Genomic DNA, 23,696 nt, shown 5'->3' with positions numbered 1-23,696 from the left:
CAGTCGCGGGCTGCCTTTCGCGGCTCACAACGGGCCGCAGTGCCGTTGACGGGAGAGGCTGCCCCCCGTCAACGGGGCTGTCAGCCCTGCGGCGTGCCGCTGCCGTTGCCGCGCCGGCCCCGGCGGCGGCGGCGGCGTTTGGCGTCGTCCGCGTTGCCGGTCGCGGCGGCCGTTTCCGGCACCTGCGCCGTGACGGACTCGCGCTGGGTGTTCTGCGCGCCGCGCCCACCCTGCGGTCCCTGGCGGCCGTTCACGCGCTGCACTGCGCCGCGGTCGCTGCCGCCCCGCGTGAAGCCGCGCCCACCGCCGGCGCCGCGCTCGCCTGCGCGCTCACCACGGCCCGGCGGGCGCCCACCGCTGCGGCCCCCCTGACCTTCCTCGGGCGGCATGTTCTCCAGCGTCCAGTCCCCGAAGTACATGCGCTGCACCGTGATGTTCACGGGACGCAGGTGCTCGTTGCGGGGGCGTTCCAGCGTGATCACCCGGCGGGCACGCCCGCCCATGCTGACGCCGCCGAAGGTGCGGCCCGGCGCGCGGCCCTCGCGGCCACCACCCTCACGGCCCCCGTCACGGCCGCGGCCACGGCCACCCCGGTCCGGCGCGGCCGACAGCGCCGGCTGCTGCGAGGGATCTTCCAGCGTGAACTTCTTAGGTTCGCTCACGGGAACGCTCTGCAACTTCTCACGCTTTTCCTGCTCGCGGTCTTCGCGGCGGCGGGCGCGCGGTTTAACGGGTGAATCCATGTCGGTCTCCTGATGAATGTCGCCCGGTCGGTAATCCGGGCTGGTCGGGTCGGCCAGCGTGAAATCCGTCTGGCGGGCCAGCGGGTTCACGGTATTGATGGTCACGTGCACCGGGTCGCCCAGACGGTACGAGCGGCCCCGGCTGCGGCCACGCAGCATCTGCGCGTCCTCGATGAACGCGTAGTAATCGTCGTCCAGGTTACTGATGTGCAGTTTACCTTCCACGCCGTTGTCCAGCGCCACGAACAGCCCGCTGGCCACCACGCCCGACACGTTCCCGGTGAAGCTCTCGCCCAGGTGCTCCTGGGCCCACTTTGCCTGGTAGTACTTCGTCAGGTCACGCTCGGCCTCGCTGGCCGTGCGCTCGCGGTCACTGGTGTGGTCGCCCATGGCCGGCAGGCGACCCTGCAGCTTGGCGACCTCGCGGTTCCCGGCCTTCAGTTCACCGCTCAGCATGCCCTTGAGCACGCGGTGAACGAGCAGGTCCGGGTAGCGGCGGATGGGGCTGGTGAAGTGCAGGTACTCGTCGAACGCCAGCCCGAAGTGCCCCAGGTTCTCCCCGGCGTACTTCGCCTGCTGCATGGAACGCAGCAGCAGCGTGTTCACCACGCTCTCGCGTGGCGTGCCCCGCACCTGCTTCAGGACCGCCTGGTACGCCTGCGGCGTCGGTTCCCCACCGGGGAACGAGAAGCCCAGCCGCCCGATGGCGTTCGTCACGTCCTGGAAGCGTTGCAGGGTCGGTTCCTCGTGAATGCGGAACAGCGCCGGAATCTCGCGTTGCAGCAGTTCGTGCGCCACGACCTTGTTCGCCAGCAGCATCAGGTCCTCGATCATGCCGCGCGCCGTCTCCTCGCGGATCGGGATGAGTTCCATGCGGCCGTCGGTCCCCACGTCCACCTTCACCTCGCGCAGCTTGAAGTCCAGCGACCCCTCACGCAGACGCTTCTGGCGCAGCTTGGTCGTGATCTTCAGCAGCAGGTGCAGGTCCCCTTCGAGTTGACGGGCCTGCTCGGGCAGAGGCGCGGTCGCCTCGCTGTACGCCTGCACCTCGTCGTACGTCAGGCGGGCCTTGGAGTTGATCACGCTGGGCGCGATCTGCACCTTCAGGATCTCACCCTCGGCCGACAGTTCCACCATGGCCGTCATGGTCAGGCGGTCCTCGTACGGCACCAGCGAGCACACGCCGTTACTCAGGTGCTCGGGCAGCATGGGCAGCACCCGCCCCGGCAGGTACACGCTGGTCGCGCGGGCGTACGCCTCTTCGTCCAGCGGCGTGCCCTCGGTCACGTAGTGGCTCACGTCCGCGATGTGAATGCCGACCACGAACGTCCCCTCGGGGGTCGGCTGGATGTGGATCGCGTCGTCGAAATCCTTCGCGTCCCGGCCGTCCACCGTGAAGATGTTGAACTCCCGCAGGTCCAGGCGACCCACCAGGGCCTCCTCGGGAATCTGCGTGGGAATGGCGTTCGCCTGCTCCTCGACCTCGGGCGGGAACTCGCCGCGCAGCCCGAACTTCACGATCACGGCCTCCGTCTCGGTGACGGGATCGTCCTCGGCGCCCAGCACCCGCGTGACCTGCCCGAACACCTCGTCCTCGCCGGTGTTCTCCGGCCAGAACAGCTCGGTCACGACGCGCGCGCCGGCCTCCAGCTCGCCCAGCCCGTCGGGTAGCACCAGGATGCGGTGCCGCGCCCGGTGATCGTCGGGTTTCAGGATCGGGTGCCCGTGATGGAATTCCAGCGTGCCCACCAGCTGACGGTACGCGCGCTGCACGATCCGCACGACGCTGGCGCGCGGGTTCCCGTCACCCTTCTGCCCACGGCGCGGCCCGCCGCCCCGGCCACCGTCGCCGCGGCCCTCCATGCGGACCAGCACGATGTCGCCGTTCCAGGCTTCCATGGTCTGCTCGGCCGGGACGTAGTAATCGTCCCCGCCACTGTCCGGAATCACGAAGCCGAAGCCCGCCGCCGACGCCTGGAAACGCCCACGGATCAGGCTCATCGCCTCGGGCAGTCCGTACGTCTTCTTGCGCGTGCGGATGACCTGCCCCTGCTCGACCAGCGATTCGAGCAGGTCCGTCAGGTCCCGCCAGTTCCCCAGGCGGCGGATGGTCTGCCGCGTGAAGGTCCGCTCCAGGTCCTTGACGTGCACCGGGCGGCCCAGCTTGCGCAGCTGCGCCACGACGATGTCCCGCGCCGGGTTCGCTTCCAGCATGCCCGTGCCTTCGTCCGCCTCGTCCGAGGCGCCCTCATGCTCGGCGTCATCGCTCCCGGCCTGCTCAGCCGCTGGCAGCGGCCCGGCCTGGGGAACATGGGTCACGTCCGACGCGCTGGCCTCGTGACTGACCGGGGTGTCTGCCGCCGTGTCGGCCAGTTCCGGCGCGGCTGCCTGCACGCGCGGCTTGCGGCCACGCCGGGCCGGTTTAGCCGGAGCGTCCGCCGGTACGGCCCCGGTGTCCGGAGCGCCCGGCTCCCCGATGGCCTCCACGCCCGACAGCACGTCCGGCAGCGCCTGATCCGCCGCGAGCGGCGCGCGGCCACCACGGCCGCCCCGCTTTTTCGGCACTTCCAGAATCACGGGATCGGCCGCAGGGTCCAGTGCCACAGGGTCCGGCTGCACAGGGTTCAGTTGCACAGGCTCCGGGGTGGGGGAGAGGGCCGCCGCGTCCACATCCGCCGCAGCGGCCGGGGCCACGCTCGCGCGGGGTTTGCGGCCGCGCCGGGCCGGGGCGACCGCCTCGACGGGCGCGGTCACTTCGGCAGCTGTGGGCGCTTCGGCCGGCGCTTCCGTGGCAACGGCCCCGGACGCGGCGGCTGGCACGTCGGCGGTCGCGGCGCGGCGTCCACGGCCCCGGCGGGGGGCGGGCGCGTCCACGACCGGCTGGTCATCCGGCACGGTCATTTCTGGCACGGTCGCTTCCGGTGCGGCCGATTCTGGCACGGTCACTTCTGGCCCGGCCACTTCCGGTGCGGCCGTCTCGGCGCGCGGCTTGCGGCCCCGGCGCGGTTTCGCGGGCGCGTCCGGCGTGAGCTGCTCGGCCACGGCAGGCTCGGTCGGGGCAGGTTCAGCCAGGGCAGGCTCAGCCGGGGCGGGCTCGGTCGGGAGGGTCGCGCCCCTGCGGGCCGGGGTCCGGCGTCCCTTCGCTTTCGCGGGGGTGCTGGCTTCCAGCTCGGCCGGTTCCTGCGGGGCCGGAACGTCGGCGCTCACGGCCTCTGGGGCCGGTGCCTCTGGGGTCGTGGCCTGGAGGGCGGCGCGCTTGCCACGACTCCGTTTGACCGGGGTTTCGGCCGCAGCAGCCTCGGCGGGCAGGTCGGCAGCGACCGGATCAGCCGTCTGCTGAGCGGTGGCCTTACGGGGGGCGGATTTCCGTCTGGTCGGCGCGGCCTTCCCGGCGGGCGCGGTGACGGACGGCGTGGGGGCCGCGGGGTCGGCGGCGGTGCGGTTCGGGGTGGCCTTGCGGGCCGTTTTTCTGGGAGTTTCTGCCAATGCACTCGCCTCCGGGCGGGGTTGAGCGCCGCTGGAGTCGCGGCGACGTGCGCCCGCAGGCTTCCGGGCCGCTCTGGATGCGCCGGTCGCGGCGGGCGCGTCCGGCTGGCTGGTCGTGGGGATCGTGGCGTCCGCCTCGGGTTGGGTCGCGGTCACGTCCGGCCGCTGCTTCTGCTTGCGCTGCACTTTCTTGGTGGCTCCGGCGTCGGCACTCTGGGGAGCCGGCGCCGTTTCCGTTTTCTTCGGTTTCGGCATGGAACGTACCTGGTCACTCAGGACGCGCCCGTGGGGGTGAACTCGTTTGGGACGCGGTCAGTCTGCCTGCATCTGGCACGCGGAACACGCGCGCAACCCGCCCACGGGAACTGGTTTTCGCTTCCTCGGGTTGCGCCTTGAACCCACCGCCCGAACAGGCAGTTGCCCGGAGCGGGCGTGGTGGGGGCGCTGTCCTGAACCCGGCAGCACGGTCAGCATAACACGCGCCGCCCCGCTCTCACCTGACCGGTCCTTCACCCGCCGGGGTGCCTGCCACGCCGCGCCGCACGGACCCGCTGAGCGGCGCGTGATCGCTCAGGCGAGCGTCGCGCCCTACCCGCACGTCCCGCACGTCCACGCCCGAGGCCAGCAGGTAATCGATGCGCCACCCCACGTTGTTCGTGTAGGCGTTGGCGCGGTTACTCCACCAGGTGTACTCGGTCTGCTCGCCCAGGCAGGCCCGGTGCGTGTCGGTCAGGCCCGAGGCGAGGTGACGGGTCATCCACTCCCGCTCGTGCGGCAGGAACCCGCTGTTCTTCTGGTTGCCGCGCCAGTTCTTCAGGTCCACCTCGCGGTGCGCGACGTTGTAGTCCCCGCCGATCACCACGGGCCGCCCCTCGGCCAGCAGCGCGTCCGTCCAGGTCTGAAAGTCGCCCAGCACGCGGTCCTTGAAGCCCTGACGTTCCGGGCCGCTGCTGCCGCTCGGCAGGTACACGCTCACGAACCGCACGCCCCGCACCACGGCGCTGACCACGCGGCCCTCGGCGTCCATCTCGGCGTGCGCCATGCCGGTCCGCACGTCCTCCAGCGGATGCTGGGACAGGACCGCCACGCCGCTGTACCCGGCCTTCTGCGCCGGGAACCACGCGCCCTGATACCCCAGGTGCGCCAGCGCGTCCGGCATGGGGTCGGCGCGCACCTCCTGCAGCAGCAGCACGTCCGGCTCCTCACGGGCCGCCCAGTCCACCAGGCCCTTTCGCAGTGCGCTGCGCAGCCCGTTCACGTTCAGCGTCGTGACCTTCAACCCGCTGTCCCGGCCCACTTCCACGTCCTTCATCGCGCTGTCCGTCATCGCGCCGGAGCATACCGCCCCGGCCGCGCGTGCCTGAAGGGACGCTCAGCGCCGCCCCTGTCCCCGGCACGCGGCCATTCTGTTACGCTACGTCCACCATGGTCGAGATCAAGTTCCGCAACGAGGCAGACGGCAAGGAATTCGAAATGACCCACCCCAAGGCCGGCCGGGTCCTCACGGACATCCAGGCCTGGGCCGAGAAGAACGCCTTCGAACACGTCGCCTTCTGGCGCGACCCCGAGGACGAACACAAGTTCTGGGTGCAGCTCGGCGACGACCGCCTCAACTACTGGATTCACGACAGCACCTTCACCGAGGGCAAGCACGACACCGTCGAGATGCAGATGGACTACGCCCGAGGAGCGCAGCGCCGCAGCGCCGCCGGGTACGGCAAGTTCGACAAGTAAACACGTTCTGCCGCCTGTTTCGCCGACACCCCCGCGCTCCCGTGGGCTGTCAACACAAGGCCACGCAGATAGAAGTGCCGTGAGGCGCAGCCGACATGAACGGCCCGCGCCTCACGGCTGTCGTCAGGCGGCCGGGACGGTCCCCAGCAGCCGCGCCGCTTCCTGCAGCACCTCCGGCGGCTGCACCAGCGCGAAGCGCACGAAGCCCTCACCGCCCGCCCCGAACGCCGCGCCGGGACTGACCGCCACGCCCGTCTGCCGCGCGGCCCGCACGGCGAACGCCACGCTGTCCCGCAGGCCCGGCACGCGCGCCCAGGCGTACATGCTGGCCTGCGGCGTCGCGACCTCCCAGCCCAGCGCCCGGAGCGCCGGGATCAGCGCGTCGCGCCGCGCCTCGAACACCGCTGCGCCCGCCCGGCCCACCGCGTCCGGCAGGCCCAGCGCGTGCGCCGCCGCCCGCTGAATCCCCAGGTAAGGGTGGAAATCAATGGCGCCCTTCACGCGCGCCAGCGCCGCGATCGCCCCGGCGTCCCCCGCTGCGAACCCCACCCGGAACCCGCCCATGTGGTGCGTCTTGCTCAGCGAGTGCAGTTCGACCACACCGTCCAGCCCGGCCTCCAGCGCACTCGGCGCGCGGTACTCCCCGAAGGTCAGTTCCGCATACGGGTGATCGTGAATCAGCAGCGTGCCCCGCGCCCGGCACCACGCGGCCACCTCCCGGAAGAACGCCGCGTCCGCCACCGCCGACGTGGGATTGTTCGGGTAGTTCAGCAGCAGCGCACGGGGGCGCACGCCGTCCGGCACGCTCTCCAGGTCCGGCAGGAAGCCCCGCTCGGGCCGCAGCGGCAGCGTCACCACGTTCAGGCCCGCCACGGCCGCCGCGCCCAGGTACGGCGGGTAGCACGGGTCCGGCAGCAGCAGCGTGTCACCGGAGTCCGTCACGGCCAGCAGCAGGTGCGCCAGTCCCTCCTGCGCGCCGATCAGCGGCAGCACCTCCGCATCCGCATTCACCGTCACCCCGAAACGACGGCCCAGGTAGTCGGCGGCCGCCTCCCGCAGCGGGGCAGTGTCACTGAACAGCGGGTAGCGGTACGTCGCGGCGTCGCGCGTCGCGTCGCGCAGCACGTCCAGCACCACGTCCGGCGGCGGCAGGTCACTGCTCCCGATGCTCAGGTCGATCACGTTCAGACCCGCCGCCCGCGCCTCACCCTTCGCCGCGTCCATCAACGCGAACACACTACCCGGCACCGCCCCCGCCCGACCTGACAGCCACATGCCCCCAGGGTAGCCCACGCCGGACAGGGGGCCCACCTCCGAAGAAGTGGACCCCCTGTTCCCTGCGTGGATTACTGGTCGTACCCGGCGCCGTACACCGGGATGTTCACGGTCGTCAGGGCCTTGCCACCGGCATTCACGGTGATGCTGGCGATGTCGTTCACGTAGCTGCTGGTGTCCGAGCGCTCGACGGTCACGTACAGCAGCGCGGTGTTACCGCGAATATCGGTGCTGTTCAGCGTGATGGTCGTGCCGGCGCTCAGGCCGCTGGTGGTGAGGCTCAGGTCGCCGGGCAGCGTGCCGCCCAGGTCGGCCAGGGGCACCTCGATGGCCATCCAGCTCGACTCGGTGTACAGGGCGGTGTACTCCTGACCGCTGTCGTCGGTGGCGTAGGCCATGCCCGAGGCGGCCAGGGCGTTCCCGGTGGCGAAGGTCAGGGCGAGGGCAGCGGTCACGGTCATCAGGGTCTTTTTCATGGTGGGTCTCCTTGGGTGGCGGGTGCGCCTCGTGGCTGCCTCCCGTCTTGAGACAGAGAATGCCCCCCTCCCGTGCAGAGCCCGTGCAGGCCATGTGCAGATTTATCGAAGACGGCGTCTGCCCACGCCCGCCCCCGCGGCAGTACCCTGAAGGCATGGCGGACCCCAGTCTTCAGGTGCTCACGGCCATGATCACGCCCGCCGTGCTGATCAGCGGCGCCGGCACCCTGCTCATGAGCACCAGCAGCCGCCTGGGCCGCGTAACAGACCGTGTCCGGCAGCTCACGGCCCGCTTCAAGGTCCTGGTGACCGAGGAAGGCCGTCAGGAGGGTCTGGCCCGCGAGGAGAAACGCCTGATCGTCAAGCAACTCCCGCGCCTCGCGCGGCGCAGCCGCATCATCGTGCGCGCCATGACTGCCCTGTACCTCGCCGTGGCGATGCTGGTCCTGACCAGCATCCTGATCGGCGGCAGCGCCCTGCTCGGCCAGGACGCCGGACTGCTGCCCGTCATGATCGCCATCGCCGGGTCCGGCAGTCTGGCGTACGGCGCGCTGCTCCTGAGTTTCGAGACGCGCCTGAGCGCCAGCACCACCCGCGAGGAGATGAAATTCCTGGTGTCCCTCGGCGAACACTACGCCGGGCTGTACGACGAACAGCTGCTGCGCGAGGTCGAGGAGAAACTGAACGAGTGAACCTGACCCGCCGCGCGGCCGGGTACGCTGCTGGCATGTCTCTGACCTTCACGGCGACCCTGTTCGAGTGGCGCGGCCCGGCCCCTCACTTCTTCCTGCGGGTGCCGGACGATCAGGTGCCGGACCTGCGGAGCGCGGCGCGGCTGGTCACGTACGGCTGGGGCATGATTCCCTGCCACGCGCGGGTGGGGGAGACGACCTTCCGCACAGCGATCTTCCCGAAAGGCGGCGGGTACCTGCTGCCGGTCAAGGTCGCCGTGCGCCGCGCCGAGGCGCTGGAGGAAGGGCAGGACGTGACCGTGACCGTCATGCCCGGCTGAAGCCCAGGCAACAGCATCACAGCAGAAACCCCCACCCGTCGTCAGGTGGGGGGTTCTGCCTTGAATTGGCGTCAGTTCATCAATTTCAGTTGGTGTACGTGACGTTGTCGTTCACGACGCCCGGACGGGTGTCGTCGTAGGAGCGGTCCCCGGTGACGGAGTCGCTGCTGGTGTTGTTCTCGCCGTACTTCTCGAGCGTGCGGTCGTCGGCGACCTGCATGTCGCGTACGGTCTGGAGGCCCGTCCCGGCGGGAATCAGCTTCCCGAGGATGACGTTCTCCTTCAGGCCGATCAGTTCGTCGACCTGACCCTTCATGCTGGCTTCCGTCAGGACGTGGGTGGTGTGCTGGAAGCTCGCGGCGGACAGCCAGCTCTTGGTGGTCAGGCTGCTCTTGGTGATGCCCAGCAGCACGGGCTTCCAGGAGCTGGGCGTCTGACCTTCCTCGAGCAGGTCGTTGGCCTGATCGACTTCCCAGCGTTCCACGGTCTGACCCTCGAGCAGTTCGGTGTCGCCGCCGTCGGTGATCTCGACCCAGCGGAGCATCTGGCGCACGATCACTTCGATGTGCTTGTCGTGGACCTTCACGCCCTGGCTGCGGTACACGCGCTGCACTTCTTCCACCAGGTAGCGCTGGGCGGCGTCGGTGTCCTTGTACAGCAGCAGGTCGTGCGGATTGATGGCGCCGCGCGTGAGCGGCTGGCCGGCCTCGACGCGGTCGCCGTCCTTGACGATCATGCGCAGGCTCTTGCCGATCTTGGTGGCGGTCTTGCTGGAGTACTGGTCGTCGTCGGCCTCGATGCGCACGAGGTAACGCTCTTCCTCTTCCTCGATACGCACGGTGCCGTCACGGTCCGCCACGGCCGCGCTGGTCTTGGGCTTGCGGGCCTCGAACAGTTCGATCACGCGGGGCAGACCCATGGTGATGTCACCGCCGCCGCTGCCGGCGACCCCACCGGTGTGGAAGGTTCGCATGGTGAGCTGCGTGCCGGGCTCGCCGATGGATTCGGCGGCGACCACGCCGACCGCCTCGCCCATGGAGACGGGCTTGGCCTGCGAGAGGTCGTAGCCGTAGCACTTCTGGCACACGCCGCTCTTGACGCGGCAGTTCAGCGGGGTGCGCACGAACACGCTCTGGAGGGTCTTGGCATTCTTGGTGATGGCCTTGACGTCTTCCAGGGACAGCATCTCGCCGGCCTCGATGGTGTGGCCGTCGACCTCGACGCTGTCGGTCAGGGTGCGGCCGTAGATGCTGGTTTCGATCTCGCTGGCCTTGCGGCTGCGCCACTCGCCGGTGCGCTCGTCGATGGCGCCGAGCGGAATGGAGGTGTAGTCGGTGGTGCCGCAGTCCACGTCACGCACGACGACTTCGTGGGCCACGTCGACCAGCTTACGGGTCAGGTAACCGGAGTCGGCGGTACGCAGCGCGGTGTCGGCCCCACCCTTACGGGCGCCGTGGGTGGAGATGAAGTACTCCAGCACGGACAGACCTTCACGGAAGCTGGCGCGGATCGGCACTTCGATGGTGCTGCCGTCGGGGCGGGCCATCAGGCCGCGCATCCCGGCGAGCTGCGTGATCTGCTGCGCGTTACCACGGGCGCCCGAGAGGCTCATGATCCACAGGGGGTTGAAGGGGTAGTTCTTGCTGAAGTTGTCGAACATGGCGTTCTTGACTTCGTCTTTGGTGTCGTTCCAGAGCTGCACGACCTGCTTGTAGCGCTCTTCTTCGGTCATGAAGCCGAACTCGAAGTTCTGCTCGATCTCGGCGACCTTGGCGTCCGCTTCGGCCAGGATCTCGGTCTTGGCGGGCGGGATGACGATGTCGTCGATGCCGATGGTGATGCCGGAGGTCGTGGAGAGCTTGAAGCCCGCGTCCTTCAGGCCGTCGAGCAGCCCGGCGGTCGCCTCGATCCCCAGGTGCTTGAAGCACGCCATGATCATGTCTTTCAGGTGGTCTTTCTCGTACGCCGTTTCCAGGTTCACGAGGGTGTCGACCAAGGCGGCCTGGGTGCCCAGCGCCTCCTGCACGATCCGGCGGAACATCACGCGGCCCGCGCTGGTGTCGTACGTCACGCCGTTCAGGCGGATGCGCACGTGATCCTGGTGGTCGATGGTGCCGCGGTTGACGGCCATGATGGCCTCGTCCGGGTTGGCGAAGATGTACTTCAGGCGTCCGGCGCTGGTGTCCTTCCCGGCGACCTTGATGGCGCTGTTCAGGGCGATCTTGCCGGCTTCGAGGGCCGCCAGGGCGTCCTGTTCGTCTGCGAACTCGCTGCCCGCGCCGAGGTTGTCGGTGCGCAGCAGGGTCAGCGTGAAGATCCCCAGGATGATGTCGCGGCTGGGCTTGACGTTCGGCTCACCGTTCGCGGGGGACAGCAGGTTGTGCGCGCTGAGCATCTGGATGCGCGCCTCGGCCTGCGCCTGGGCGCTCAGGGGGACGTGGATGGCCATCTGGTCGCCGTCGAAGTCGGCGTTGAAGGCTTCACAGACCAGCGGGTGCAGCTGGATGCTCTGACCCTCGACCAGCACGGGCTCGAAGGCCTGGATGCCCAGTCGGTGCAGGGTCGGCGCGCGGTTGAGCAGCACGACCTTGTCCTCGATGACCTCTTCCAGGGCGTCCCAGACGCTGTCGCGGGTGTCGCGGTAGCGTTCGAGCATCTTGCGGGCCTGCTTGATGTTCGTGACCTCGCCCTTCTCCTCAAGCACCTTGAACAGGAACGGCTTGAACAGTTCGAGCGCCATGCGCTTGGGCACACCGCACTGGTGCAGTTTCAGCTGCGGGCCGACCACGATCACGGAGCGGCCGGAGTAGTCCACGCGCTTACCCAGCAGGTTCTGACGGAAACGGCCCTGTTTCCCGCCGAGCAGGTCGGTCAGGGAACGCAGCGAGCGGTCGCTGCCGGGGTTCGTGACGGGGCTGCCGCGGCGGCCGTTGTCGATCAGGGCGTCCACCGCTTCCTGAAGCATGCGCTTCTCGTTGCGGATGATCATGTCCGGCGCGCCCTGGCCCATCAGTTTCTTCAGGCGGTTGTTGCGGTTGATCAGGCGGCGGTACAGGTCGTTCAGGTCGCTGGTCGCGAAACGGCCGCCGTCCACCTGCACCATCGGACGCAGGTCCGGGGGCATGACGGGCACGGTGTTCAGGATCATCCAGCTGGGGTGGTTGCCGCTGCGTTTGAACGCGCGGGTCACTTCCAGGCGCTTGCGGGCCTTGGCGCGCTTGTGGCGGCTGGAGTCCTTCATCATCTCGTTCAGTTCGACTTCCAGCTCGTCGAGGTTCAGGTCGTCCAGAAGTTCCTTGACGGCCTCGGCGCCCATCTTCGCTTCGAAGTCGTACGACTCGATCACGCGGACCTGCTTGCGGACCAGGTCGATCTCGATGCGGCCGCTGATGTCGCTCTGGAGGTTGCCGCCGTCGGCGAGTTCATCGCCGGGCTCGACGCGGTCACCGTTCACGACGAGGGGCTCGTCCTCGTAGGTGTACACCTTGGCCTTGCTGACGATGATGCTGGCGGGGTTGTGCAGGGTGATGACGCCGTCGGCTTCCGCGATGACTTCCTCTTCCTTGTCGATGGCCCCGATGATCTTCTGACCACGGCGGACCTCGCTGCCGTCCCCGACCAGGACGTGCATCTGCGGCTGGATGCCGTACTCGGCGCGGCGCGTCCAGTGCGCGGTGACGGTCACGTCCCCCTTCTTCTTGGGGAAGGTGACGGCCGAGAGGCGGCTGTCACGGCTGACGCGCAGGCGCGTGCCGCTCGCGGCGTCGGCCAGGACGGCGCCCGCCTCGATGATCTCGCCGTGCACGACCTGCACGTTCATGCCGTGAGGCACGTACACGCGGCTCAGGACCTCACCCATGGGCGCGGCCGTTTCCTCGTCGTCACCGGAGGCGGCGACCGTCTCACGGATCTCGACCATGACACTGTCCTCGCCCATCTCGTGCAGGAACACCGTGCCGTCCACCGGAGCGGTGATCTGCACGTCGGCTTCCAGCTCCGCGAGGATCTCGCCGGCGCGGAAGGACTCCTGCTCGACCAGCGCGTCGGCGGGCAGCGGCAGGGTCGCCTCGACTTCCTCGGCGTACGCGATCACGGCGCGGCGCGGGAAGCGGTACTGCGCCAGGCCGTCCATCTTGCTGACGACCGTGCCGCCCAGGATCTGGCCGCGCGTGACGTACTCGCCGTCACGCACCTCGGCTTCCACGCCGCCGGTCAGGGCGTATGTTTCCTGACGACCGAAGCGCAGTTCGCGGTACTCGTCGTCGCTGAGCAGCTCGCCGCGCTTGAGCGGGCGGCCGTCCTTCTGGGCGTTGCGGGGCGTGGTGACCAGGAAGGAGCTGAAGTACAGCACCTTCTCCAGCTGACCGGCCGAGAGGTCCAGCAGCGTGCCGATCTTGCTGGGCGTGTCCTTCACGTACCAGATGTGCGCGGCGGGCGTCGCGAGGTCGATGTGACCCATGCGGTAGCGGCGCACCTTGCTGCTGGTCACCTCGACGCCGCAGCGCTCGCAGACCTTGCCCTCGTACCGCTGGCGCTTGTACTTCCCGCAGGCGCACTCGTAGTCCTTCTGCGGCCCGAAGATACGCTCGTCGAACAGACCCTCACGTTCGGGTTTCAGGGTGCGGTAGTTGATGGTTTCGGGTTTCTCGACCTCACCGAACGACCACTCGCGGATCTTCTCCGGGCTGGCGATGGCGATACGAACTTTGCTGAAATCTTTCATGATTCTCCTTCGGAGAAGGCAGAAGGCGGAAGGCTCATGGCCGATGGCAAAAAGCGGGACTCAGGCCTGCGCTGGTGTGCAGTTGGCCATCTGCCATCTGCTCTCTGCCATCTGCGGCGCACGTCAGTGCGCCTTAGCGCTTGGGCATCATGCCTTCGAAGATGTCGACGTTCTTGTCGTGCGTGTCGAGCACTTCGACGTCCAGGCCCAGCGAGTGGAGTTCCTTGACGAGCACCTTGAACGACTCGGGGATGGTGCTGCCCGAGACTTCCTCACCCTTGACGATGCTCTGGTACGCGGCGTCGCGGCCGTCGATGTCGTCGGACTTGATCGTCAGCATTTCCTGCAGGACGTGCGCGGCGCCGTACGCTTCGAGCGCCCACACTTCCATCTCGCCGAAGCGCTGGCCGCCGAACTGGGCCTTACCACCGAGCGGCTGCTGGGTGATGAGGCTGTAGGGTCCGGTGGAGCGGGCGTGCAGCTTGTCTTCCACCATGTGGTAGAGCTTCATGACGTACATGGTGCCGACCACGACGGGGCCCGAAATGGGTTCGCCGCTGCGGCCGTCGTACAGGACGCTCTTGCCGGTGCGGGCCAGCTGCATCTGGGCGCGTTCGTAGTCGCCGTTCGGGGCGTCCACGACGCCGACCTTGCCGGCGCGGTCGAGGACTTCCTGCTCGCGCTTGTCGAGTTCGAAGCCGTCGTCCTTGCGGGCCTGGAGGCGCTCGGCAGCGGCGACTTCCAGCATTTCCTTGATGGTCGCCTCGGTGACCGAGTCGAACACGGGGGTCTCGAATTTCTGGCCGGTCAGGCGGGCCACTTCACCCAGGTGGGTTTCGAGGATCTGCCCGAGGTTCATGCGGGACGGCACGCCCAGCGGGTTGAACACGAGGTCGACGGGGGTGCCGTCTTCCAGGTAGGGCATGTCCTCGGGGGCCATGATCTTGGAGACCACGCCCTTGTTCCCGTGGCGGTTGGCGACCTTATCGCCGACCTGCAGCTGACGCTTCTGGGCCACGTACACGCGCACCATCTCGCGCACGCCGGGCTTGAGGTCCACGCCCTCGTCGCCGCGGCGGAAGCGCACGGTCTTCACGACGATGCCGCCCTGACCGGACTGCACGCGCAGACTGGTGTCCTTCACTTCGCGGGCCTTCTCACCGAAGATCGAACGCAGCAGGCGCTCTTCCGGGGTGGGTTCGCTTTCGCCCTTGAAGGAGGTCTTGCCGACCAGGATGTCACCGGGCTTGACTTCGGCGCCGACGCGCACGATGCCGTCCTCGTCGAGGTCGCGCAGCGCGGCTTCACTGAGGCCGGGGATATCGCGGGTGATCTTCTCGGGCCCGAGCTTGGTGTCACGCGCCTCGATCTCGTCTTTCTCAATGTGCACGGACGTGTAGAAGTCCTTGCGCACCAGACCCTCGCTGATGCAGATGGCATCCTCGAAGTTGAAGCCGTCGAAGGGCATGATCGCGATGGTGATGTTCTGACCCAGCGCGAGGCGGCCCAGGTCGCTGGCGGGACCGTCGGCGATGACCTGTCCGGCCGTGACCATGTCGCCGGTATCCACGATGGGATGCTGGTCGAGGTTGGTGCCCTGGTTGCTGCGGGTGAAGCGCACCGTTTCGAAGGTGCGGACGTTCCCGACGCTCAGGCCCAGGGCGGGGGCGTCCTCGGTCAGGGTGATCTGGATGACGCGGGCGTCCACGTAGCTCACGCGGCCGGTCACGTCACTGACGACGCTGGTGCCGGAGTCCGTGACCACGCGGCGCTCCACGCCGGTACCCACGGCGGGGCTGTCGGCCCGCACGAGCGGCACGGCCTGCGACTGCATGTTGGAACCCATGAGCGCGCGGTTGGCGTCGTCGTGTTCCAGGAAGGGAATCAGGCTGGTGTTGATCGAAACGATCTGTTTCGGGGACACGTCCATGAAGTCCACTTCTTCGGGCGTGTACCAGAGCGGATCGCCCTTGCGGCGGGCCAGGACGCGCTCGTCGCTGAAGGTGCCGTCCTCGTTCAGGGGGCTGTTCGCCTGCGCGACGGTGTAACGGTCCTCGATGTCGGCCGTCATGTAGACGACGTCGTTGGTGACCAGGCCGTTCTCGACGCGGCGGTACGGCGCCTCGATGAAGCCCAGGCCGTTCACCTTCGCGTAGGACGCCAGACTGCTGATCAGACCGATGTTCGCGCCTTCCGGCGTCTCGATCGGGCAGATGCGGCCATAGTGGGTACGGTGCACGTCACGCACGTCGAAGCCGGCGCGCTCGCGGGTCAGACCGCCCGGCCCCAGCGCGGAGATACGGCGCTTGTGGCGCAGGTCCGACAGGGGGTTGGTCTGGTCCTTGAACTGCGAGAGCTGGCTGCGCCCGAAGAATTCGCGCATGGCCGCCACGATGGGGCGGTTGTTCACGAGCTTCGTGGGGGTCGCGGCGTCCGGGTTGCCCAGCAGCATGCGCTCACGCACGCCACGTGCCATGCGGCCCATGCCCACGCGCAGCTGATCGGCCAGCAGTTCGCCCACGGTGCGCACGCGGCGGTTGCCGAGGTGATCGATGTCGTCCTCGCCGACCGGGACTTCGTGCAGCACGCCGTCCGCGTCAGCCATGCTGACGGTCTCGCGGCCGTACTGCAGCGCCATCAGGTAACGGATGGTGTCGACCAGACCGGCGTCCGTGAACTTGCCGTCCTGGAAGTTCAGCAGGGTGCGCTCTTCACGCTGCACGCCCAGCTTGGTGTTCATCTTGAACCGGCCCGGTTCGCCCAGGTCGTAGCGGCGCGGGTCGGCCAGCAGCCCGTACAGGTACTGCACGGCCTTGTCACGCTTGGGCGGGTCGCCGGGACGCAGCACCGTGAACAGGCGCAGCAGGGCCTCGTCGGCACCCATGCCCGCGCTCTTGTCCTCGGGCAGTTCCATGTCCGGCTCGAACTCCGTGAACAGCGCCTTGAGGCTGGCGTCGTCGTAACCCAGGACGCGCAGCAGCATCGCCACGGGGAACTTGCGCTTGTTCACCTTCATTTCCAGGATGCCGCCCGCGAACTCCAGTTCGATCCAGGGGCCGCGCTTGGGCATGGGAATGATCGCGCCGGTGTACATCTTCTTGATGCCCTTGTAGGAGCTCGTGAAGTACACGCCGGGGCTGCGGTGAATCTGCGAGATGATCACGCGGTCCGCGCCGTTGATGACGAAGCTGCCGTCCTCGGTCATCAGGGGCAGGTCGCCCAGGAACACCTGATCTTCCTTGATCAGGCCGCTGTCCTTGTGGATCAGCTGCAGCTTGGCGTACATCGGCGCCTGGTACGTGACGTCCTTCTCGCGGCATTCCTCGGGCGTGTAGGGCGGCTCGCCCAGACGGTACTCGAGGTAGTCGAGGACCAGGCCCGTGCTGCGGCCCTTCTCGGTCTCGTCGATGGGGAAGACTTCCTTGAAGGCACTCTGAAGCCCGACGTTCTCGCGGTCTTCCGGAGCCTTGTCGGACTGCAGGAACGCCCTGAAGGAGTTCACCTGGATTTCTGTCAGGTTGGGAAGCGGAATCACTTCCGCGATGTCACCGAAACGCTCGATGCGGGGTCCTTTACCGGTCAAACTCATGTCCACCTCGCACGCACCCTGGGTCTCGCGCTGGGCCTTCCGGGGCTGGAAAAGACGCAGGCGGAACACGCAACCCCTCCGGTCGCGGTCCCTGAATTAAGGCTTAGTTTTGCAGACCCGTTCGCCGCAAATAACTCCTGCCCGACCCATCATGGTCAGCACAGGACAGTATAGGCCCGGGCAGCTTGACAGGTCAATGGGCGCGCAGGACACCCAGGCTTGCAGGACACCGGAGCGCCGCGCGGCGGATCAGATGCCGGGCAGTATGCCTCAGCTTCCCGCACGAATCAATCCATTCTGCCGCCCCGCTGCCCCGCCCCCCATCTTCACCTGATCTGATGAAACCCGCGCATTCCCGCCGCGCTGACGGTTCCGGCCTCCGCGCCTTCCGTACCATGGGACCGTGGACGCCCTGCAACCCTACCTGCCCTTCCTGATGAACCTTCTGCGCCTGCTGGCGATCATCGGCCTGATTCACGCGGTCGTCACGCGGCAGCAGGTGTACTGGATCGTCATGCTGCTGTTCGGCGCACTGTTCGGCGGCCTGTTCGGACTGGCCTTCGCCGCCGTGTACACCTTCATGGTCCTGATTCCCGCCGCGCGCGGAGGCAGCCGCGCCGCCGGGCAGGCCGTGACACGCGGCGTGGAAGCCCTCAAACCGCTCGACACCCGCATCCGCGAGGCCCAGGAGCAGTTGCAGGACAGCGACACCCTCCAGAACCGCGCCGACCTGGCCGCCCTACAGGCCCGCGCCGGCCGCCCCGACGACGCGCAGGCCACCCTGGCCCCCCTCCTGAGCGGCATCTACGCCGACGACCCGGTCGTGCTGCTCACCAGCGCCGAACTGGACCTCGCCCGCCACAACCCGGCCGACGCCGAAACGAAACTGAACCGCGTGGACCTGAAAACCAGCGCCGCCACCCGCACCCGCACCCTGACCCTGCTCGCCCAGGCGCAGGACGCCCAGGGCAAACCCGAAGCCGACCAGACCTACCGCGACGCCATCACCGGCGCCACCACCGAGGAACCCCGCGCCCGCCACGCCGCGTACCTGATCCGCCAGGGCCGCGCCGCCGAGGCCCGCGCCCTGCTGGACGCCCTGGCCAAAACCGAGCAGAAGGCCAGCGGCCTCTACCGCCGCCAGGAACGCGAATGGTTCCAGATGGCCGCCGGACTGAGGAAAGAGTTGAAGTGATTACGAAGGGGAATACCATCTCTCATATTTATTTGAAGTCGAAAGACGTTTATCGCTTTTGCTTGAATTGCATTCTTCGCAGAGGAGTTGCAGATTTGTTACGTCATTGATGCCTCCCGCTGCAAGCGGAACTATATGGTCTAAATTTATTTTTGAACCCATGCTAAGAGAGCCAGAGACATCTCTTTGGCAAAATGTGCATCTCCCTCTGTCACGATAATAGACTGCTCTGCTAGTCCAGCGTGGAATGCTTGATCTTTTAATAAATCCAGATTTAGTAAACCTTTCTTGGTGATCGGGTGTAATTCTGCTAAAATCTCCAGCCCCTCCGAAATTTGCTATCCAATCGTTAAGTAGCTGCATAGCAGCACGATTATTAAACATGACATAAAATATTTCATCTGTCATCCTTTGTATAAGATTGTCTAAGTCTCCGATTAATGACAGTTCCGTAAAATAATCATGACTACTATCAACATCTGGTCGACGTCCGTTCAGATATGTCTGCATGCTTAGGTGGTCGACTGAATATGCCTCGAATGTCTTTGTGATAGGAAAAATTTGATCGTGCGCAGATGATTCAGAATCAAAAAATTTTTCCATAAAAATCCCTCTTATGCAATGCTCAGAAAATACATGAAGAGCACTATACTTTGGGAAAGGATGCGAAAATCGCAGCCAATTTTCATCTTCAAATAAATCGTACATCGTCCGCATATATTCTGATTGATTCTTAAGAATATTGAATATTACATTGCAATAGTAGTACGTGTCAAAGTAAGTCATTTCAAATAATCCTCTGTGCATTTTTCGATCCTACCAGAAGGGGATTGTCCTTTCGAGAGCATCTGCGTCGCGGTAGTAGGCCATTCTTATTACCCGGCTGATATTGCCTTTCTTCAATTCATCCGGGTAAAATATGGCATGGATACCGAACCCACCTTCACCACCTTCGAGGGACACACCCGCCGCCTGACCGCGTCCCTCGCCGAGATCCTCACCCTGCTGCACGCCCAGCCGCGCGCGGGTCTGCTGACCTTCGATGACCGGACCGGGCGCAGCGTGGACTTCGACCTGAGCGGCACCCTGGACGAGGTGCTGGCCCGCCACGCACCCGAAACGCCCCGCACCGGCCCCGGTCGCCCGAAACTGGGCGTCGTGTCGCGCGAGGTCAGCCTGCTGCCCCGCCACTGGGAGTGGCTGGAACGCCAGCGCGGCGGGGCGTCGGCGGCGCTGCGTCGCCTGATCGACGAGGCCCGTCAGGCCGACCCGGACGGCGAACGCCGCGCGCAGGCCCAGGCAGCCACCGACCGTTTCCTGGGCGCGGTGGCCGGCGACCTGCCCGGGTATGAGGAAGCCACCCGCGCCCTGTACGCCGCCGACCGTGGCGGCTTCGAGGCCCGGCTCCACGACTGGCCGGAGGACGTCCGCCAGCACGCCCTGTTCCTCGCTGCGCCGGCCTTCACGACCAGCCCACCCCCGTCCGGTGTGTCCTGGTCCAGCCAGGAATGATCCCAGGGAGCCACATGGCCACAGATCCCCCATCTATAGAGCCCACTCTCCCGGCGGACACCCCGGCTGCCGTACTGGAAGCCCTGGCCCGCCAGGATTCCCCGGCTCTGCGCGCCGCCGTGGCGCGGCATCCGAACACGCCCCCGGCGCTGCTGGAAGCTCTGGCCGCCACCGAACCCGGCGCGGTCCTGAGCAACCCGGCCCTGCCACTGCTGCGACTGGCGCACCCGCGCCTGCTGCTGGACACGCCACGGGCCACCCTGATGGCCCTGGTCGGCAGTCCCGCCGCGCCCGACTGGCTGAGGCGACATACCCTGACCCACCCGGACGCCGGGCTGGTCGCAGCCGTGGCCAGTCACCCGCACCTGACCCCCGCCCAGCTGGCCGCGCTGGCGGGTCACCCGGCCTGGCAGGTGCGTTCCCGCGTGGCGGCCCGGCCCGACCTGCGGGAGGACACCCTGCGGGCGCTGGCGGCCGACCCGGATTACGGAGTGCGGATGTACGTGGCGGCCCGACCAGACCTGCCGCACGGCGTGCAGGCGCAGTTGCAGCAGGACGCGTCGGTGTTCGTGCGGCAGGTGCTGGCCCGCCACGCGCGGTAGAGGACGGCGCGGTAACGGCACGAAAAAACCCCCAGCCGGAGCTGGGGGTCTTGCACTCCCGGTAGGGGGGGACTTACTTGAGTTCGACGCGGGCGCCAGCAGCTTCCAGCTGGGCCTTGATCTTCTCGGCTTCGTCCTTGCTGATGGCTTCCTTCAGCGCGCCGCCCTTCTCGCTCATGTCCTTGGCTTCTTTCAGGCCCAGGCCGGTGATAGCGCGGATTTCCTTAATGACGTTGATCTTGCTGGCGCCGGCGTCGACGAGGATGACGTCGAACTCGGTCTTCTCTTCAACGGCGGCGGCGGGGCCGGCGGCGGGGCCAGCGGCGACGGCGGCGGTGACGCCCCAGGTTTCCTTCAGACCGTCGATGAGGTCCGCGAGTTCCATGATGGTGAGCTGGCCGAGCTGGTCGATAAGAGCCTGTTTGTCGTAAGCCATGATGTGTTCCTCCGAAATTGAAGTGGGTGGTGCTGAGAGTGGGAAAGAAGGGCGTTCCGGTGTGGAACGCTCAGGCGTTCAGGCCTGTTCTTCGAGTTTGGTCTTGTACGCTTCGAGGACGCCCACGAAGTTGCTGAGGTGCGCGCTGAGCACGCCCACCAGCTCGCCCTGAAGGCTCTGCTTGCTGCCCAGGCTGGCCAGACGCTCGACGACTTTCACGTCGACGCGGTTGCCTTCGACAAAGCCGGCCTTGACGGCGGGGATACCCTTGTCGTTGCCTTTGGCGGCGTCGCTGAGGGCCTTGGCGACCCCGGCGGGGTCTTCCTGGGCGACAACGATGGCGCTGGGGCCTTTCAGAGCGTCGGCAAAGTCACGGCCGCCGTCCTGAAGGGCGAGGTTGATCAGGGTGTTCTTGGCAACAATGAGCTGCCCGCCCTTCTCGCGGATGTCTTTACGCAGTTTGCCCAGCTGGCCGGCGGTCAGGCCCTGGTAGTCGACCACGTAGAACGTGTCGACGCCCGTAAGGCTGCCCTTGAGGCTGCTGAGGGTCTGCTGGTTCTTGTCGTTCGCCACGCAGTACCTCCTAGGTGGGAACAAGTCCAGGTGCAGTGCTCGTCACCTGACAACTCGGCGGGATGTTTAAACCTGGCAAGGGTCCCCGCTGTCATGGATGCCTGAAAAGAAACGGATTGGAAAAGGTGCGAGGATTGCACCGGGGTGCCAGCGGTTGGGTGAAGCTCGGTGGGTGCAGCCGGGTGGGAACCGGTCCCCCGTGAGGGCAACGGTTCCCGGTGGGCTTAGCCCTGCGACAGGCTCAGCGGAATGCTGGGGCCCATCGTGGTGGTCAGGAAGGCGCTGCGCAGGAAGACGCCCTTGGCGCTTCCGGGCTTGGCGGCTTCCAGCGCGCTGATCAGCGAGGCGTAGTTCTCGCTCAGGCTGCCGGGCTCGAAGCTGGCCTTGCCGATGGGCGCGTGAACGACGCCGGTCTTGTCGTTACGGAACTCGATACGACCGGCTTTCAGGCTCTTGACCATGCCGGCCACGTCGGGACCGACGGTGCCGCTCTTGGGGTTGGGGAGCAGGCCGCGCGGCCCGAGCAGACGCGCGAGCTTCTGGCCGACCTGGGCCATCATGTCGGGGGTGGCGACGACGGCGTCGAACTCCATGAACCCACCGGCGATGCGCTCGATCAGCTCGTCGCTGCCGACCACATCGGCGCCAGCGGCCTCGGCGGCCTGCACGTTGTCACCCTTGGTGATCACGGCGACGCGCACGGTACGGCCGGTGCCGTGGGGCAGGGCGACCGTGCCACGCACGTTCTGGTCGCTCTTGCGGGGGTCGATGCCGAGGCGGAAGTGCACTTCGACGGTCTCGTCGAACTTCGCGGTGGCGATGTCCTTGACCAGGGCGGCGGCCTCGTCGATGGTGTACTGCTTGTTGCGGTCCACCTTGGCGACCAGGGCCTCGTAACGTTTACCGTGCTTAGGCATTCGGGGCCCCCTCGATGGTCACGCCCATGGAGCGGGCGGTGCCGGCGACGGTGTTCGCGGCGGCTTCGATGCTGCCGGCGTTCAGGTCGGGCATCTTGGTCTTGGCGATTTCCAGGACCTGCTCCCAGCTGAGCTTGCCGACCTTGGCCTTGTTGGGGGTCGCGCTGCCTTTCTGCAGGCCGGCGGCCTTGCGGATCAGGTAGCTCATGGGAGGGGTCTTGGTGATGAAGGTGAAGGAGCGGTCGGCGAAGATGGTGATCTCGACGGGGATGATCGCGTCACCCTTGTCGGCCGTCATCGCGTTGAACGCCTTCGTGAACTCCATGATGTTCGCGCCGTACTGACCGAGCGCGGGACCCACGGGGGGGGCCGGAGTGGCCTTACCCGCCGGGAGTTGCAGTTTGACTAAACCTGCGACTTTTTTCATGCATTCCTCCTTAGCTCCCCCAGGCCGGCCGCTGGGGCGCGGGCCGGGGTGCTGACGCTAAGTTCTGCGCTTCCACCCTGGGGTGGATTGACAGCAACTTTTCGATTTTACTCCACGCCGCCCCTGTTTGCCAAGGTGTGCGGCTGGCCGGGCTGGCGCAGAGCGGGATGACTGACCTGAGCGGCCAGTCTGCTTACTTGGCGACCTGGCCGAAATCGAGTTCGACCGGGGTTTCACGGCCGAAGATGCTGACCAGCACCTTGACCTTGGCCTGCGGGATGTTGACCTCACTGATCACGCCGCTGAAGTCCGCGAAGGGGCCGCCGGTGACGCGCACCATGTCGCCCGCCTTGAAGTCCACCTTGACGCGGGGCGCTTCCTCGATGACCGGCTGCGCCGCGACGCCGACCGAGGCCAGCAGACGCTGCACTTCCTCGGGAGAGAGCGGCACGGGGCGCGTGGCGGTTCCGACAAAGCCGGTGACGCCGTTCGTGCCACGCACCACTTCCCACGACTCGCCCAGTTCACCCGGCGCGTCGTCGTCCTCGACGTCCATCTGCACGAAGACGTAACCGGGGAACAACTTGCGTTTCACGGTTTCCTTCTTGCCGCCGTCGCGGAGTTCCACGGCTTCCTCGGTGGGTTGCAGCACCTGGAAGATCTTGGTGCCGCGCATCCCGAGTTTGGTGGCGCGGTCCATCAGCTGTGATTCCACGCGGTCTTCCTGACCCACGTAGGTATGCACGGCGTACCACTCGATGCCCATCACAGCACCGCCCGGATCAGGCTGCTGAACAGCAGGTCAAGCGCGTACACGATGATGGTCAGGGCGATCACGAAGATCAACACGGCCTGGGTGCCTTCCAGCACCTGCTGGCGGGTTGGCCACGAGACGCGCGACAGTTCCGCGCGCGAGTCACGGAAGTACTGAATCAAGTTCATGCGTTCACCTGCAAAGAGAGAAAAGGTCTGCCCGGAGCGGCGGGCGTCACGCCC

Annotated in this window: 19 protein-coding genes; 6 read left to right on the top strand and 13 right to left on the bottom strand. The window is 67.0% G+C overall.

Annotated elements, in window-relative coordinates; genetic code table 11:
* Nucleotides 1-80 precede the first annotated feature (80 nt).
* Both rnr and BXU09_RS03110 read right to left on the bottom strand, forming a co-directional pair.
* Nucleotides 81-4,484 carry a ribonuclease R gene (gene rnr, locus BXU09_RS20860; protein ID WP_078300531.1) on the bottom strand — a complete coding sequence of 1,468 codons (4,404 nt, stop codon included), beginning with the start codon at nt 4,482-4,484 and terminating at the stop codon, nt 81-83.
* 238 nt (nt 4,485-4,722) lie between these two features.
* Nucleotides 4,723-5,556: an exodeoxyribonuclease III gene (locus BXU09_RS03110; protein WP_144011955.1), complete on the bottom strand. Its 834-nt coding sequence runs from the start codon at nt 5,554-5,556 to the stop codon at nt 4,723-4,725.
* A gap of 98 nt (nt 5,557-5,654) precedes the next feature.
* Between BXU09_RS03110 and BXU09_RS03105 the strand changes: the two genes are divergently transcribed.
* Nucleotides 5,655-5,963 (top strand): hypothetical protein, encoded by a 309-nt coding sequence (locus BXU09_RS03105; RefSeq protein WP_055364067.1) that lies wholly within the window; start codon nt 5,655-5,657, stop codon nt 5,961-5,963.
* 123 nt (nt 5,964-6,086) lie between these two features.
* On the opposite strand, the gene BXU09_RS03100 is transcribed toward BXU09_RS03105, so the two are convergent.
* Both BXU09_RS03100 and BXU09_RS03095 read right to left on the bottom strand, forming a co-directional pair.
* Complete coding sequence (locus BXU09_RS03100; RefSeq protein WP_078300530.1) at nt 6,087-7,238, bottom strand: aminotransferase class I/II-fold pyridoxal phosphate-dependent enzyme; 1,152 nt, start codon at nt 7,236-7,238, stop codon at nt 6,087-6,089.
* 71 nt (nt 7,239-7,309) lie between these two features.
* Nucleotides 7,310-7,714, bottom strand: a complete 405-nt coding sequence (locus BXU09_RS03095; protein ID WP_055363960.1) for a hypothetical protein — start codon at nt 7,712-7,714, stop codon at nt 7,310-7,312.
* A gap of 155 nt (nt 7,715-7,869) precedes the next feature.
* On the opposite strand from BXU09_RS03095, the gene BXU09_RS03090 reads away from it, so the two are divergent.
* The gene (locus tag BXU09_RS03090) at nt 7,870-8,406 is read left to right on the top strand and encodes a DUF2721 domain-containing protein (protein ID WP_078300529.1); all 537 of its coding nucleotides are present in this window, start codon (nt 7,870-7,872) and stop codon (nt 8,404-8,406) included.
* Between the two features lie 35 nt (nt 8,407-8,441).
* On the top strand, nt 8,442-8,726 hold the full coding sequence (locus tag BXU09_RS03085) for a DUF1905 domain-containing protein (RefSeq protein ID WP_078304666.1): 285 nt from the start codon (nt 8,442-8,444) through the stop codon (nt 8,724-8,726).
* Between the two features lie 85 nt (nt 8,727-8,811).
* On the opposite strand, the gene BXU09_RS03080 is transcribed toward BXU09_RS03085, so the two are convergent.
* Nucleotides 8,812-13,449, bottom strand: coding sequence for a DNA-directed RNA polymerase subunit beta' (locus BXU09_RS03080; protein WP_078300527.1), 4,638 nt, complete (start codon nt 13,447-13,449; stop codon nt 8,812-8,814).
* A gap of 133 nt (nt 13,450-13,582) precedes the next feature.
* Nucleotides 13,583-17,038, bottom strand: coding sequence for a DNA-directed RNA polymerase subunit beta (locus tag BXU09_RS03075; RefSeq protein WP_055363964.1), 3,456 nt, complete (start codon nt 17,036-17,038; stop codon nt 13,583-13,585).
* Nucleotides 17,039-17,441: 403 nt separating this feature from the next.
* Between BXU09_RS03075 and BXU09_RS03070 the strand changes: the two genes are divergently transcribed.
* Nucleotides 17,442-18,233 carry a hypothetical protein gene (locus BXU09_RS03070; RefSeq protein ID WP_240500974.1) on the top strand — a complete coding sequence of 264 codons (792 nt, stop codon included), beginning with the start codon at nt 17,442-17,444 and terminating at the stop codon, nt 18,231-18,233.
* Here the strand turns inward: BXU09_RS03070 and BXU09_RS03065 are convergent, their stop codons facing one another.
* Nucleotides 18,234-19,040: an HNH endonuclease signature motif containing protein gene (locus BXU09_RS03065; RefSeq protein WP_078300526.1), complete on the bottom strand. Its 807-nt coding sequence runs from the start codon at nt 19,038-19,040 to the stop codon at nt 18,234-18,236.
* Nucleotides 19,041-19,157: 117 nt separating this feature from the next.
* On the opposite strand from BXU09_RS03065, the gene BXU09_RS03060 reads away from it, so the two are divergent.
* Together BXU09_RS03060 and BXU09_RS03055 are read left to right on the top strand one after the other, a co-directional pair.
* Nucleotides 19,158-19,745, top strand: coding sequence for a DUF2239 family protein (locus tag BXU09_RS03060; RefSeq protein WP_078300525.1), 588 nt, complete (start codon nt 19,158-19,160; stop codon nt 19,743-19,745).
* Between the two features lie 14 nt (nt 19,746-19,759).
* Nucleotides 19,760-20,347 (top strand): hypothetical protein, encoded by a 588-nt coding sequence (locus tag BXU09_RS03055; RefSeq protein WP_168174549.1) that lies wholly within the window; start codon nt 19,760-19,762, stop codon nt 20,345-20,347.
* A gap of 73 nt (nt 20,348-20,420) precedes the next feature.
* Here BXU09_RS03055 and rplL read toward each other — a convergent pair whose 3' ends face one another.
* From rplL to secE, 6 genes are all read right to left on the bottom strand, one after another.
* Nucleotides 20,421-20,783, bottom strand: coding sequence for a 50S ribosomal protein L7/L12 (rplL, locus tag BXU09_RS03050; RefSeq protein WP_055362214.1), 363 nt, complete (start codon nt 20,781-20,783; stop codon nt 20,421-20,423).
* 78 nt (nt 20,784-20,861) lie between these two features.
* Nucleotides 20,862-21,356 (bottom strand): 50S ribosomal protein L10, encoded by a 495-nt coding sequence (gene rplJ, locus BXU09_RS03045; protein WP_078300520.1) that lies wholly within the window; start codon nt 21,354-21,356, stop codon nt 20,862-20,864.
* Nucleotides 21,357-21,580: 224 nt separating this feature from the next.
* Entirely contained in the window at nt 21,581-22,273 is a 693-nt protein-coding gene (rplA, locus tag BXU09_RS03040; protein WP_055362216.1) for a 50S ribosomal protein L1, read from the bottom strand.
* Complete coding sequence (rplK, locus tag BXU09_RS03035; RefSeq protein WP_055362217.1) at nt 22,266-22,700, bottom strand: 50S ribosomal protein L11; 435 nt, start codon at nt 22,698-22,700, stop codon at nt 22,266-22,268. Before rplK ends, rplA begins: the two co-directional genes overlap by 8 nt.
* A 193-nt stretch (nt 22,701-22,893) precedes the next feature.
* On the bottom strand, nt 22,894-23,466 hold the full coding sequence (nusG, locus tag BXU09_RS03030) for a transcription termination/antitermination protein NusG (protein WP_055362218.1): 573 nt from the start codon (nt 23,464-23,466) through the stop codon (nt 22,894-22,896).
* Nucleotides 23,466-23,642 (bottom strand): preprotein translocase subunit SecE, encoded by a 177-nt coding sequence (gene secE / locus BXU09_RS03025; RefSeq protein WP_055362219.1) that lies wholly within the window; start codon nt 23,640-23,642, stop codon nt 23,466-23,468. Before secE ends, nusG begins: the two co-directional genes overlap by 1 nt.
* Nucleotides 23,643-23,696: the final 54 nt, after the last annotated feature.

It is taken from the genome of Deinococcus sp. LM3 (genome assembly GCF_002017875.1).
Taxonomy (GTDB): Bacteria; Deinococcota; Deinococci; order Deinococcales; family Deinococcaceae; genus Deinococcus.
This window is presented reverse-complemented; position numbering and strand designations above follow the sequence as displayed.

Bases quoted from the DNA above. Each gene is read 5' to 3' on its own strand.
- rnr (WP_078300531.1), bottom strand. From the start codon at position 4,484: ATGCCGAAACCGAAGAAAACGGAAACGGCGCCGGCTCCCCAGAGTGCC.
- BXU09_RS03110 (WP_144011955.1), bottom strand. From the start codon at position 5,556: ATGACGGACAGCGCGATGAAGGACGTGGAAGTGGGCCGGGACAGCGGG.
- BXU09_RS03105 (WP_055364067.1), top strand. From the start codon at position 5,655: ATGGTCGAGATCAAGTTCCGCAACGAGGCAGACGGCAAGGAATTCGAA.
- BXU09_RS03100 (WP_078300530.1), bottom strand. From the start codon at position 7,238: ATGTGGCTGTCAGGTCGGGCGGGGGCGGTGCCGGGTAGTGTGTTCGCG.
- BXU09_RS03095 (WP_055363960.1), bottom strand. From the start codon at position 7,714: ATGAAAAAGACCCTGATGACCGTGACCGCTGCCCTCGCCCTGACCTTC.
- BXU09_RS03090 (WP_078300529.1), top strand. From the start codon at position 7,870: ATGGCGGACCCCAGTCTTCAGGTGCTCACGGCCATGATCACGCCCGCC.
- BXU09_RS03085 (WP_078304666.1), top strand. From the start codon at position 8,442: ATGTCTCTGACCTTCACGGCGACCCTGTTCGAGTGGCGCGGCCCGGCC.
- BXU09_RS03080 (WP_078300527.1), bottom strand. From the start codon at position 13,449: ATGAAAGATTTCAGCAAAGTTCGTATCGCCATCGCCAGCCCGGAGAAG.
- BXU09_RS03075 (WP_055363964.1), bottom strand. From the start codon at position 17,038: ATGAGTTTGACCGGTAAAGGACCCCGCATCGAGCGTTTCGGTGACATC.
- BXU09_RS03065 (WP_078300526.1), bottom strand. From the start codon at position 19,040: ATGCACAGAGGATTATTTGAAATGACTTACTTTGACACGTACTACTAT.
- BXU09_RS03060 (WP_078300525.1), top strand. From the start codon at position 19,158: ATGGATACCGAACCCACCTTCACCACCTTCGAGGGACACACCCGCCGC.
- BXU09_RS03055 (WP_168174549.1), top strand. From the start codon at position 19,760: ATGGCCACAGATCCCCCATCTATAGAGCCCACTCTCCCGGCGGACACC.
- rplL (WP_055362214.1), bottom strand. From the start codon at position 20,783: ATGGCTTACGACAAACAGGCTCTTATCGACCAGCTCGGCCAGCTCACC.
- rplA (WP_055362216.1), bottom strand. From the start codon at position 22,273: ATGCCTAAGCACGGTAAACGTTACGAGGCCCTGGTCGCCAAGGTGGAC.
- rplK (WP_055362217.1), bottom strand. From the start codon at position 22,700: ATGAAAAAAGTCGCAGGTTTAGTCAAACTGCAACTCCCGGCGGGTAAG.
- nusG (WP_055362218.1), bottom strand. From the start codon at position 23,466: ATGGGCATCGAGTGGTACGCCGTGCATACCTACGTGGGTCAGGAAGAC.
- secE (WP_055362219.1), bottom strand. From the start codon at position 23,642: ATGAACTTGATTCAGTACTTCCGTGACTCGCGCGCGGAACTGTCGCGC.